Genomic DNA, 13,286 nt, shown 5'->3' with positions numbered 1-13,286 from the left:
GGAGTTTTTATGTTAAAAGAGATTTTATTTACAGGACTTGGTGGAGCGTTACTTTTAAAAGAGCGAGTTGAAGAGGAGTTAAAAACTCTTGAGGAGAAAGGAAAAATCAAAACTAGCGATGCAAAGAGTTTCTTAGAGTCTTTAGAACAAAAAGGAAAAGATGAAGATGAGCGAATTAAAGCTAAGATAAAAGATATGTTTAAAGAGGTTTTAGACGAACTAGGAGTTGCTACAAAAGCTGATTTAGAGAAGTTAAAAGAGGATTTAAAATAAAAACTTTTTATATCTATCTTAAACTTTTCTCACCTTTTAGAGTCTATTTAATCTTTAGATTCTTACTATCTCTTTTTTTACTTATTAAAAAAAGGGATAGTTTTTTGTTCATTAAAGCTTTAAAGCCAAAAAAACTAAAAGAGACAATATTTTTTTTGGGAGCTAGTTTTATAAAACTTGCACAAGTTTTGGCAACTAGATCTGATTTTTTTTCAAAAGAGTATTTAGATGAGCTAAAAGAGCTACACGACAAACTTCCAAAAATGTCTAAATCTGATTTTGAAGATATTTTTAAAGAGTCTTTCAAGCAACAGTGTTTTAAAAAGTTTGAAAATGAGCCAATTGCTAGTGCTTCTATTGGTCAAGTTCATATTGCATATTTACAAGATGATACAAAAGTTGCAGTTAAATTAAGAAGAAAAAATATTGAAAAACAAGTAAGAGTTGATATAAAAATATTAAACTTATTCAACAAACTTTTTAGACCACTTTTTTCATATTACACAAAAAATTCAATAGATGCTGTTATAAATGAGTTTTCATCTATGATAAAAGATGAGACAAACCTTACAATAGAGCTTGAAAATTTAAAAAAGTTCTCTGCTACATATAAAGATAGTGGAGTTTTGTTTCCACAACCTTTTGAAGAGTTTTGCTCAAATAGTGCCATAGTTATGAGTTTTATGGATGGTTTTAGATTTGATGATAAAACTTCTTTAGAAAAATATGATATTGATTTTAAACAAATTATCTCAAAACTTGTAAACTTCTACACAGAGCAGATGCTAATAAATGGATATTTTCATGCCGACCCACACCCTGGAAATTTGCTTGTAAATACAAATGGAGAGCTAATTTTACTTGATTTTGGAATGGTTAAAAATATACCAAATGATTCAAGAGTTGCTATAATTGAGCTAATTGATGGTGCAAATAGAGGCGATTTTGAAACTTTTGTAAGAGCAAACAAAAAACTTGGAACTATTAGCTATGAAGCACCTGAAGCTTTGATGGCCCAGTTTAGTCAAAAGATGTTTGAAATTTTTTCAAACGATAATTTATCTAGTGAATCCATGCAAAAACTAGCATTTGAAGTTTTAGAAAGTACAAGAGATTTACCATTTAAACTTCCAAGTGATGCTGTTTATATTTTAAGAGTTAGTGCAATAATAGAGGGTTTAGGAACAACTTATATAGAAAATTTCAATGGTGTAAAAGATATTTTACCAATTTTAAAAGATAATCTTCCAAAAGCTTTAGGAGTTAAAACTACAATTTCTCAAATAGTTTTAGATGAGTTAGAGTCATTTCCTAAATTTATAAAAAATCTAAAACAACTAGTTGCAAAAGGTTCAAAAGGTGAACTTGAAGTACAAATAAACAAAGAGCAACTAGAGTTTATAAAAAAAGATTTAAAAGAGTATTTTGGAACTTATCTAAAATCTTTATCTTTTATTCTATTTGGTATATTTTTAATCTTTTATGATGAGAGTTTAAAAAATCTTGCTTTGATTTTGGTCTCTTTAGGGTTTTTAAAAGTTTGGTTTATCAAATAGTTTAATTTTTAAATTCACTCATATAAGTTCTATATAAAAGTGGCACCATTTGAGTTTGAAGCTTTAAATTAGTTCTTTCATTTATAGTAACTCCACTAAAAAAACTTTTCCATAGTTTTTGAAATTTTTCTTCATTTGATGAATAATTTGGTTCATCAAAAAAAGCAACCTCTTTTATTGAGTAATCATTTTGCATTTTTACAAAAGCTAGTTTTCTATTTATGTCATGAATTATAAAATTTTGGTTGTTGAATCTTTTTAGAAAGTGTTTTCCTAAAAAATAAACAACATTGAATTTGGATTCAATTTTTGCATATAAAGTTTTATCTTCTAACTCTTCAAATCTTATAAATCCAGTTAATTTATGAGTCACTCTAAACAACTCTTTTTCAAGATTATTTAGATAAAAAACGCAAGAGTTGTTTATATTGTATAGCTGTTTTGAATCTTTAAAACCAATAACAATATACTCTAAAAGAGCCATTTCAAACTCCTTTGAATCGCACATAAAGATATTTAAAATTTTCTCTAAAATCTCTTTTGGAAATTTTGTTTTTATGGCATTCAAAACTTTTATTCCACTCTCTTTTGAACTGTTTATCTCTAAAATCTCTTCAAATAAGATCTCATTTGGAAGAGTTTTATATATTTTTGTAGGTTTTAATTTTTTATAATAAACCTCATAAACCAAAGATAAAAATCCCTCAAAAGTTCCATCATAAAGTAAAATCATATCTCACCTGTAATTGAGCTAACATCAAAAAGTGTTGGTTGAACTAATTTTTTTGGTTCAGGTTTAGTAAGTGCAAGTTTGAGATTTTCTTTGTAAAATGGAACTTGCCTTTGAAACTCTTTGTTGCAAGTGATAAAATATTTTGCTTTTTTTATTGAAATTTTTAGTTTTTTTAAATCATCAAAAGTAAGTTGTTTAAATCTTCTTGCACTTAAAATCTTCATAACACCTCTTGCTCCAATTCCAGGAATTCTTAATAACTCCTCTTTTGAAGCTGTGTTTATCTCCATTGGAAAATATTTTAGATTGTTTAATGCCCAAAATGTTTTTGGATCTAACTCTTCATCTAAATTTGGAAACTCATCTGTTACTATCTCATCCCAAGAAAAATCATAAAATCTTAATAACCAATCAGCTTGATAAAGTCTATGCTCTCTTAAAAGTGGTGGTTTTGTCACAACTGAGGGAAGGTTTTTATCATTGTTTACTGGAATATAAGCACTGTAATAAACCCTTTTTAACAAAGCTTTATCATATAAAGCAGAACTAAGTTTAAGTATATCTCTATCACTTTCAGGTGTTGCTCCAACTATTAGTTGTGTACTCATTCCTATTGGTTTTTGCTCCTTTTTTAAACTTAAATCTCGTGCAAATTTTAGTGGTTGTAAAACCTTCTCTTTTGTCTTATTTGGTGCTAAAAGTTTTAGTGATTTATCACTAGGAAGCTCTATATTTGAGCTTACTCTATTTGCTAGTTTAACTATTTCTTCAACTAACTCCATAGAGCATCCAGGAATTAATTTTATATGAATGTAACCATTGAATTTATACTCATATCGCAAAATCTTTAAAGCTTTTAAAATCAAAGTCATAGTATGGTCTTCATCTTTTACAATTCCAGAGCTTAAAAACAACCCTTCAATATAGTTTCTTTTATAAAAATTTATTGTGATGTCTGCTAGTTCTCTTGGAGAAAAAACAGCTCTTGGAATATCATTTGAAACACGATTTATACAATATGCACAATCATAAATACAAATATTTGTAAGTAAAACTTTAAGCAAAGATACGCATCTGCCATCAGGTGTGAAAGTGTGGCAAATTCCACTTGTGTGAGTTGCTCCAAGTTCCCCTTTTTTGTATGAAGTTTCAACTCCACTTGAAGAGCAAGATACATCATATTTTGCACTATTTGCTAAAATTTCCATTTTTTCATAAATATCATTTTTCATTTTGTAATTTTACTTTAAATAAATTTTTTTATTCAAAAATATTTCAATTTGTAATAAAAATATCATCTATAAACTTTTTTGCAACTAAAAGATGATTTTCTAACTTCTCTTTTGACATTTTATTTAAAAGTGATATTTGCATCTTCATTCGTGGATTTTTGTCAAACTTAAAAGAGTATTTATATAAAAATCTCCAGTAAAGTGCATCTAAAATTTCACACCAACTCTCATTTTTACTATAATCACTCATTTTTAATAAATAGTTTGAACTTGATATATATGGTTTTGTAGTTATACTTCCACCATCACTAAAACCACTCATTCCATAAACATTTCCAACCATAACCCAATCATAAGCATCAATGTAGTTTTTCATAAAAAACTCGTAAACCTCATTTGGTTTGATTTCAAGTAGTAAAAAAATATTTCCTAAAATCATAAGCCTTTCTATATGGTGATTATAGGCTGTGTTTTGTAGTTTTAAAATTGTGTCATCAAGAATTTGTATTCCACTTTTAGCTTCAAGTATCTTTTTAGGAATTGGATTTTTAAACTCAAAAAAGTTTGAATTTCGTAAGAGTATTCCATCATCTTCATAAACACGCAGCATAAATTCACGCCAACCAATAATTTGTCTTATAAATCCCTCTTTTGCATTATATGGTGCTTTAGAATTTACTATTTTTTCTATCAACTCATTTAAATCAATCAAACCAATATTTAAACTACTTGAGATATTTGAATGAAATAAAAAAGATTGCTTTGTATCTTTTGTGATTGCATCTTGATAGAAGCCAAAATTCTCAAACTTCTCTTTTAAAAAATAGTTTAGTTGCAAAGAGGCTTCTTCAAAAGTTGTAGGATAGTAAAAATATTCACAAACTCCAACACTCTTAAACTTTTTGCAATAATCTTTTGCCTCTTTTACAAACTCATTTTCAAAAGCTAATGTAGGTGGAATTTTTATATCTTTTGGAAGTTTTTTTCGATTATCCTCATCAAAACTATATTTATCAAAAAGAGGTTTTCCATTTTGCATAAAGATATTTAACTCTTTTCTTCTATTTATATAAAACTTATGTAAAAATTTGTTTTTATCATTTGGGTTTATGAAATTTGGATTTTTAATTGTTGTTATATTTAAGAAGTTTTTATAAACTTTTTTTTCCAAATAGTTATCAAAAAGTTCATAGACAAAAATCTCTTCATCTTTATAAAGTTCAAGATAACTCTCATCTTCAAAATACTCAACTAAAATATTATTTTGTTTTAAATAGTTTTCATAAAATTTCATACTAGCTCTATGTAAAATTAGCTTTTGAATATGAAAATCATATTGAGTGAAAAATAGTGGCTCTTCAATTAAAAGCACTTTTTTATTCATAAAATTTGAGATGTTTTTAAATAGTTGGTTTGGGTAAAGTATAAATATTTTCATAAGTTGATTTTATTAATTTTAACTGTTTGTTTGTACTCTTTATGTGTTAGTTTATTCCTTATTTTTTTAAATTAAATATCAACTAACAAAAAATAGCTACAAAAAATCTTCTATATATTATAAATTTAAATAAAAATTAGGAAAGATTTTGAAAAGAGCAATAGTTTTAATGAATATGGGTGGACCAAATAACCTTGATGAAGTTGAAGTATTTTTAAAAAATATGTTTAACGACAAATATATTATAGGAGCTCCGCAACCAATTAGAGCTTTAATAGCAAAATTAATTATATATAAAAGATTAAATATAGCAAAAGATAACTATAGAAAATTAGGTGGAGTTTCTCCAATAGTTGGATATACCAAAAGATTAGTAAGAAGATTACAAAAAGTTGTAGATGCAGATGTATTTTATGAGATGAGATATACATCTCCTTTTGCAAAAGATGTTATTGAAAAAGTGAAAGATTATGATGAGATTTATGCAATACCTATGTATCCACATTATTCAAGAACTACAACTTTATCTTCTATTGAAGATTTTATATCTTGTGCTAAAAAATTTAAAATAGAACATAAAATAAAAACTATTGATTACTATTACGATAATATATTTTATAACAAAGCAATAGTTGATAGAATAAAAGAGGCACTAAAAGATGATAAAGCAGAAGATTTTGAGTTAGTTTTTTCAGCTCATGGATTAACTCAAAGAGTTATAGATAAGGGTGATTTATATCAAAAACATATTTTGGCAAATGTTGAGTTTGTAAAAGAAGAGTTAAAAAGACAAAATATAAATTTCAAAAAAATAGATCTTGCTTATCAATCAAGAGTTGGTCCCATGAAATGGTTACAACCTTATATGGAAGATAAGATTAAAGAGTTAGGAAAAAAGGTTATTGTTTATCCTATATCTTTTACTGTTGATAATTCAGAAACTTTAGGAGAATTAGTGTTAGAATATGGAGAATTAGCAAAAGAGCACGGAATAAAAGATTATAGAGTTGCAAAAACACCAAATAGTAATTATAATTTTATAGTAGCTTTAAAAACTATCTATGAAGATTTAAAATTAAAATAAGGAAGAATCATGAAAAAAATAGTTAGTTTTTGTTGTATAGCTTTATTGTCTATATTTTTTGTATCTTGTAGTACAAAACAAGAGACAGATTTACAGACTGTAAAAAAAGTTGATTTACAAAGATATCTTGGTGATTGGTATGAAATTGCACGATATGAACATAAGTTTCAAAAAGATTGTAAAAATGTAAAAGCAAACTACTCTTTAAGAGAGGATAAGAAGATTCAAGTTGTAAATAGTTGTACAAAAATATCTACAAATGAGTTTAAAGATGCAAAGGCAGTTGCATATAGTGTTGATGAAACAAATAGTAAATTAAAGGTTAGTTTTTTTAGACCATTTTATGGTGATTATTGGATTTTAGATTTAGATGATGATTATAAGTATGCAATTATTGGAACACCATCTAAAGAGTATTTATGGATACTTTCACGAGAGAAAACTATTAGTGATGAGGTATTAAATAAACTATTAGAAAAAATTTCAAATATGGGATTTGATAAGTCAAAACTTATTTATACAATACAGGAGTAAGATATGTATTTTCAAAAAGATAGTGCGAGAGAGTTTAATATAAATAAAAAGAAAGGTGTAAAACCAAGTAATTTATCTTTTACTGAAAGTGATAAAAATAGACTTATTGAAATGGCATGGCAAGATAGAGTCTCTTTTGATACTATAAAAGAGCTTTATGGTTTTACTGAAAATGAAGTTAAAAATATGATGAGAGATCTTTTAAAAAGAAGTAGTTTTAAGATGTGGAGAAAAAGAGTTCAAGGAAGAGCTACAAAACATAAATTAAAAGTAAGCTATAAAACGACAAGATTTCAGTAAAAATAATTATACAAGGATAAAATATGAAAACTATTGCAATATCAGGTGCTAGTGGGTTTGTTGGGCAAAGTTTGGTGGATTTTTTTTCAAAACAAAACTATAAGGTAGTTCAAATAAAAAGAGATATTTTAAATAACTCTTTAAAACTAGATGAACTTATAAATTCAAGTGATGTTGTAATAAATCTAAGTGGCGCAAATATAATAAATAGATGGAGTGAAAGTTATAAAAAACTTTTGATTTCAAGTAGACTTGATACTACAAAAAAACTTGTTGAATCTCTAAATAGAGTTGAAAAGAAAGATAAACTATTTATATCAACATCAGCTGTTGGAATTTATGACAATAGTGCTAAATATAATGAAAATGGCTCTTTCTCAAATGATTTCTTATCAACTCTTTGCCAAAATTGGGAAAAGGAAGCACAAAAAGCAAAAAGGGAGAGTACAAAAGTTGCTATTTTTAGATTTGGAATAGTTTTAGGAAAAAATGGTGGAGCATTTCAAAAGATGATAACTCCTTTTAAATTAGGTCTTGGTGGAATTATAGGAAGTGGTAAACAACACTTTTCATATATTCACATAGAAGATTTGATAGAAGTTTATAAGTTTGTAATAGAAAATAGTTTAGATGGAGTATTTAATTGTACAGCCCCAACACCTACAACAAACTATGAGTTTACAAAGACACTAGGAAGAGTTTTAAATAGACCAACTATTTTTCCTATCCCAGAGTTTGTTTTAAAACTTATATTTAGTGAAGGTGCAAAAGTTTTAACTGATGGGCAAAGTGTAATTCCTAAAAGATTACTTGATTTAGGATTTAATTTTAAATACAAAAATATTGATGAAACTTTGAAAAATTTAGCAAAATGAAGCAAGTTTTATGGTTTAGAAGAGATTTAAGAGTAGTTGATAGTGAGATTTTAGCAAATGCTAAAGATGAAGTTCTACCTATCTTTATTTTTGATAAAAATATATTAAATAAGCTTCCAAAAGATGATAAAAGAGTAACTTTTATCTATAAAACTGTTTTGGAATTAAAAGAGAATTTACAAAAAATAGGTCTTGATTTAGCAATATTTTATTCAAATCCCAAAGATGTTTTTATTGAGTTAAAAAATCAAGGGTTTGATGAGGTTTTAACTTCAATAGATTTCGATATTTATGCAAAAACAAGAGATGAAGAGTGCGAGAAAATATTGCCAATAAAAAGATATACAGACTCTTTTTTAATCCATCCAAATGATGTATTAAAAGCTGATAAAACACCATACAAGGTATTTACAGCTTTTTATAACTCTTTGGAATTTTTGCATAGTTCAAACAATATAAAAGAGTTTGAAACTCCTAAAAATTTAAAAAAAGTAGATTTTGATTATAGTTTTATTCCTACTTTAAATGATTTAGGATTAAAAAAGCAAGATTTACCAGATTTTTTATATAAAAGTGCAGATGAATTAATAGATATTTTTTCAAAAAAAATTGAAAATTATCAAGAGAATAGAGACTATTTTTATTTAGATGCTAGCTCGAATTTAAGTGTTCATTTAAGATTTGGTCTTATTTCTGCTAGAACACTATTTAATAAAATAAAAAGGCTAAATGCACCAAAAAAGCAGATAGATTTTTTTATAAGAGAGCTATTTTGGAGAGAGTTTTATAACTATATTTTATACCATTTCCCAAAATCACAATTTGAAAATCTAAATTCAATTAAAGTAAATTGGAATCAAAATGAAGATGATTTTAAAAATTGGTGTGAAGGAAATACTGGTGTTCCAATAATTGATGCTAGTATGAGATATTTAAATAAAACAGGACTTATGCATAATCGTTTAAGAATGGTTACCTCTTCATATTTGACAAAAAATTTATTAATAGATTGGAGAAAAGGTGAAGAGTATTTTGCTTTGAAACTTTTGGATTATGAAGTAAGTTCAAATATAGGATCTTGGCAGTGGGCTGCTAGTACTGGAGTTGATGCAGTTCCATATTTTAGAGTTTTTAATCCATATTTACAATCAAAAAAATTTGATAAAGATGCTATTTTTATAAAAACTGTTTTAAAAGATTTAAAAGATATATCACCAAAAATTATACATACAGAAAATGGTGTTCAAGAAGATATTTTTCTAAATTATCCAAGACAAATTGTAGGTATCAACTACTCAAGAAATAGGGCTATTATAGAGTTTAAAAGAGCGAATAGTTTTAATAAATAATAAATCTTAGCTAGTAGGGTGAGGATAAGAAGTTTAGAGTTTTATCTCCAAACCTTTTCTCTCTTCAAGTCCTAGCATGATATTCATACATTGAATAGCTGCTCCACTAGCACCTTTTCCTAGATTATCAAGTCTTGATATGATTACTAAATCTGTGTTGTTTTCATAAATTGATACTTCTATACTATTTGTATTGTTACATCTCATTGGATTTAGAAAACCATTTTCTAGGTATTCATCATTGTTTTCAACTATTTTTATAAAAAGTTCATCAGCATAATAATCTTTATAAACTTTTATAAGCTCTTCACGGTTTGTTGCTTTTTTCATACTCTTTTTTTCAATATATGACATTACAAGCATACCTTGCTTAAAATTTCCAACACTTGGTGTGAAAATAGGGGCTTTGTTTGTTTTTAAAATATATTTCATCTCAGGTAAATGTTTATGATTTAAACCTAAAGCGTATGGTCTTTGAGCTCCAAAAATTTCAAAATCACCATTTTCATAATCATTTATCAATGAGCTTCCACCACCACTATATCCAGTAATTGAGTGACAAATAAGTTTATGATTTTTCCCTAAAATCTTATTTCTAAAAAGAGGTTTCATAGATATTATTAGTCCACTAGCATGACAACCAGGTACACAAACTCTTTTTGAATTTTTGATTTTATCTCTTTGTTTGCTTGTAAGTTCAGGTATTCCATAAACCCAAGATGGATTTGTTCTGTGTGCTGTACTTGCGTCTATTACCTTTACATTTTCATTTTCAATTAAACTTACAGACTCAATTGCTGCATCATCAGGGAGGCATAAGAATACTAAATCAGCACTATTTAAAAGCTCTTTTCTTTTTTCTATATTTTTTTTATCTTTTTCATCTATTTCTAAAAGTTCTATCTCATCTCTTTTTTCTAATAATTCGTGAATTTTTAATCCAGTTGTTCCGTGTTGTCCATCTACAAATACTTTAAATTTCATTATCTTCCTTCATAAATTGTGTTTTATTATCCTATCAAAATATCTCTTTTTATGTGCTTTTTGCTTAATAAAAAAAGACTACTTATTTATCTCTTTATCCAAATAGTAACCTGTATATGAGCCACTATTTTTGTGGTTTTGTGCTAAAAATTCAGGTGTTCCCATATCTACAACTTTTCCACCTTTATCTCCACCTTCAGGACCTATGTCTATTACAAAATCAGAGTTTTTTATAACATCAAGATTATGTTCTATTACAAGAACTGAGTTTCCAAGTTCAACTAAATGATGTAGAACACGTGTTAGTCTATCAACATCTGCAAAATGAAGTCCAGTTGTAGGTTCATCTAAAATATATAGAGTATTTCCTGTATCTTTTTTACTTAGCTCTTTACTTAGTTTTATTCTTTGAGCTTCTCCACCACTTAAAGTTACAGCATTTTGTCCTAAAGTTATATATCCAAGTCCAACATCGCTTAGAGTTTGAAGTTTTGCTTTAAGTTTTGGCACCTTAGCAAAAAATTCTAAAGCCTCATCCACACTCATATTTAGAACTTCAGATATATTTTTTCCTCTGTAAAGTATTTCAAGTGTTTGAGCGTTGTATCTATCTCCATTACAAACATCACATTTAACCATAATGTCTGGTAAGAAGTGCATCTCTATTTTAATTTCACCTTCACCTTGACATTTTTCGCATCTTCCGCCTTTTACATTAAATGAAAACCGTCCAATCTTATACCCTCTAAGACTAGCTTCTTTTGTTTTAGTAAAAAGGTCTCTTATTTCGTCCATAAGTCCTGTATAAGTTGCTGGATTACTTCTAGGAGTACGACCAATTGGGCTTTGGTCAAGATATATAACTTTATCTAGTTTTTCTAAACCATCTATTTCTACTCCATCAACTTTTTTTACTTTTCTAGCACGATTTAAAAGCTCTTGTGCAACAGGAAGTAGCGTTTGAAGAATAAGTGAAGATTTTCCACTTCCACTAACTCCTGTAATACTTACTAAATTTCTAAGAGGAAGTTTTACATCTAGATTTTTGATATTATTTATATTTACATTTTTTATCTCTATATAATCTTCTTGTTTTCTATTATGAGGATATTCAACTTTTTTTGCTTCTGTTACATATAAAGCAGTTAGAGTTTTTGCTTTTTTCATTTTTTCTAAAGTTCCAGCAAATACTACTTCTCCACCAAATTTACCTGCATTTGGTCCAATATCAACAATAAAATCAGAAGCCATAATTGTCTCTTTATCATGTTCAACTACAATTACAGTATTTCCTTTCTCTTGTAGCGCTCTTAATGTCTTTATTAGTTTACTAGTATCTCTTTCATGAAGTCCAATAGATGGTTCATCTAGTACATACATAACCCCAGTTAAACCACTTCCAATTTGTGAAGCAACTCTTATTCTTTGGGCTTCTCCACCACTTATTGTTCTTGCATCTCTTCCTAAAGTAATATATCCTAAACCAACATCATATAAAAAGAAAATTCTCTCTTTTATCTCTTTTAAAATTGGAGCTGCAATCATCTTATTTTGTTCACTTAAATATGAAAAATTGTTTTCATCTTGAAAAAAATGGTGAGCTTCTTCTATTGGAATATTTAAAATTTCAGGAATAGTTTTTTTAGCCACATATACAGTTTGACTAGCTGGTTTTAGTCTATTTCCATTGCAAGAGTCACATTTTTTTTCTGTCATAAATTCAACCATCTCTTTTTCATCTTTTATCATATCATAGGCTAATTTTACAATACCATCCCATTTTCTTGTGAGTTTGTGTTTTTTCCAAAAGAATTTTACCTCATCAACAGTTCCGTGCAAGATAGATTTTTTTTGATGCTCTTCTAAATCTCTAAATGGAATTTTTATATTTATTTGTGATTGTTCACAAAAAGCTATTAGCATTTTAAAATAGAAACCTTTGTTAAATCCATATATTATCTTTATTGCTCCATCTTCAATAGCTAAATCTTCATCAATAACCTTTTTCATATCAAGTGCATATCTTATTCCTAATCCATCACAAGAGCTACAAGCACCTTTTGGTGAGTTAAAAGAGAAAGATATTGGTTCTAGTGGTTCAAATGATATTTTACAATCAAAACAAGCCATATGCTCTGAGTAGTGAATGTTTTTCTCAACTCCAACCTCTTCGTGATTTATTATCTCAATTTCTAGCTCTCCAAAACTCTCTTTTAGACCTTTTTCAACATCTTGAGCAATTCTATCTTTGTTTGTTTCATTTGCTGTAACTCTATCTATTACTACTTTTATTGTATGCATTTGAGTTTTGGATAACTCTATATCCTCGTCAAGTCTTACCATTACCCCATCTATCATAGCTCTTACATAACCTTTTGATCGAAGATTCTCAAGTAAATCTGCGAAGCTTCCTTTTTTTCTATTTATTAAAGGTGCTAGTATTATAAGTTTTGCTTCATTTGGTAGCGATAATACCTGATTTATTACATCCGTAGCACTCATTTTTGAAATTGGTTTATTGCATTGATGACAATGTTGTTCTCCAACCCTTGCATATAAAAGTCTAAAGTAGTCATATACTTCAGTTATAGTTCCTACAGTTGATCTTGGGTTTTTTGAAGTAGTTTTTTGATCTATCGCAATTGCTGGAGTTAATCCTTCTATTCTTTCAACATCAGGCTTTCCAACTTTGTCTAAAAATTGTCTAGCATAAGAGGATAAAGACTCTATATATCTTCTTTGTCCTTCTGCATAAAGTGTATCAAAAGCTAGTGTAGATTTACCACTTCCACTAAGTCCTGTAAAAACTATTAGCTTATTTTTTGGTATCTCTAAGTTTATATTTTTTAGATTATTCTCTTTTGCATTAAATATTTTTATTGTATCACTCATAATTTGCCTTTAAAAATTTAAAGTGTTTATTATATA

At 27.5% G+C, this 13,286-nt stretch carries 12 protein-coding genes; 7 read left to right on the top strand and 5 right to left on the bottom strand.

The window, feature by feature from the left end:
* Positions 1–9 precede the first annotated feature (9 nt).
* Positions 10–273: a hypothetical protein gene (locus AC5LG6_RS02470; protein WP_066168903.1), complete on the top strand. Its 264-nt coding sequence runs from the start codon at positions 10–12 to the stop codon at positions 271–273.
* A gap of 188 nt (positions 274–461) precedes the next feature.
* The gene (locus AC5LG6_RS02465) at positions 462–1,829 is read left to right on the top strand and encodes an ABC1 kinase family protein (protein ID WP_498585657.1); all 1,368 of its coding nucleotides are present in this window, start codon (positions 462–464) and stop codon (positions 1,827–1,829) included.
* Position 1,830: 1 nt separating this feature from the next.
* On the opposite strand, the gene AC5LG6_RS02460 is transcribed toward AC5LG6_RS02465, so the two are convergent.
* The 3 genes from AC5LG6_RS02460 to AC5LG6_RS02450 are packed head-to-tail and all read right to left on the bottom strand — an operon-like array spanning position 1,831 to position 5,232.
* Positions 1,831–2,562 (bottom strand): TIGR03915 family putative DNA repair protein, encoded by a 732-nt coding sequence (locus tag AC5LG6_RS02460; protein ID WP_434271127.1) that lies wholly within the window; start codon positions 2,560–2,562, stop codon positions 1,831–1,833.
* Complete coding sequence (locus AC5LG6_RS02455) at positions 2,559–3,794, bottom strand: putative DNA modification/repair radical SAM protein (RefSeq protein WP_498585604.1); 1,236 nt, start codon at positions 3,792–3,794, stop codon at positions 2,559–2,561. Before AC5LG6_RS02455 ends, AC5LG6_RS02460 begins: the two co-directional genes overlap by 4 nt.
* 43 nt (positions 3,795–3,837) lie before the next feature.
* Positions 3,838–5,232, bottom strand: a complete 1,395-nt coding sequence (locus AC5LG6_RS02450) for a cryptochrome/photolyase family protein (RefSeq protein WP_498585603.1) — start codon at positions 5,230–5,232, stop codon at positions 3,838–3,840.
* A gap of 148 nt (positions 5,233–5,380) precedes the next feature.
* Here AC5LG6_RS02450 and hemH point away from each other — a divergent pair, with 148 nt between their 5' ends.
* From hemH to AC5LG6_RS02425, 5 genes are read left to right on the top strand one after another with little or no spacing between them, the layout of a single operon-like run.
* On the top strand, positions 5,381–6,316 hold the full coding sequence (hemH, locus tag AC5LG6_RS02445) for a ferrochelatase (RefSeq protein WP_498585602.1): 936 nt from the start codon (positions 5,381–5,383) through the stop codon (positions 6,314–6,316).
* 9 nt (positions 6,317–6,325) lie between these two features.
* Complete coding sequence (locus AC5LG6_RS02440; protein WP_390839144.1) at positions 6,326–6,850, top strand: lipocalin family protein; 525 nt, start codon at positions 6,326–6,328, stop codon at positions 6,848–6,850.
* A 3-nt stretch (positions 6,851–6,853) separates the two neighbouring features.
* Positions 6,854–7,150: a TIGR03643 family protein gene (locus AC5LG6_RS02435; RefSeq protein ID WP_066359256.1), complete on the top strand. Its 297-nt coding sequence runs from the start codon at positions 6,854–6,856 to the stop codon at positions 7,148–7,150.
* Between the two features lie 23 nt (positions 7,151–7,173).
* A complete protein-coding gene (locus tag AC5LG6_RS02430; protein ID WP_498585601.1) occupies positions 7,174–8,025 on the top strand; it encodes a TIGR01777 family oxidoreductase in 852 nt (283 codons plus the stop codon).
* Positions 8,022–9,374, top strand: coding sequence for a cryptochrome/photolyase family protein (locus AC5LG6_RS02425; RefSeq protein WP_498585600.1), 1,353 nt, complete (start codon positions 8,022–8,024; stop codon positions 9,372–9,374). Before AC5LG6_RS02430 ends, AC5LG6_RS02425 begins: the two co-directional genes overlap by 4 nt.
* A gap of 33 nt (positions 9,375–9,407) precedes the next feature.
* Here the strand turns inward: AC5LG6_RS02425 and argC are convergent, their stop codons facing one another.
* Together argC and uvrA are read right to left on the bottom strand one after the other, a co-directional pair.
* Positions 9,408–10,358 (bottom strand): N-acetyl-gamma-glutamyl-phosphate reductase, encoded by a 951-nt coding sequence (gene argC / locus AC5LG6_RS02420; protein WP_498585599.1) that lies wholly within the window; start codon positions 10,356–10,358, stop codon positions 9,408–9,410.
* Positions 10,359–10,436: 78 nt separating this feature from the next.
* Positions 10,437–13,250, bottom strand: coding sequence for an excinuclease ABC subunit UvrA (gene uvrA, locus AC5LG6_RS02415; RefSeq protein WP_498585598.1), 2,814 nt, complete (start codon positions 13,248–13,250; stop codon positions 10,437–10,439).
* Positions 13,251–13,286: the final 36 nt, after the last annotated feature.

The organism is Arcobacter thermotolerans, assembly GCF_983172305.1.
This window is presented reverse-complemented; position numbering and strand designations above follow the sequence as displayed.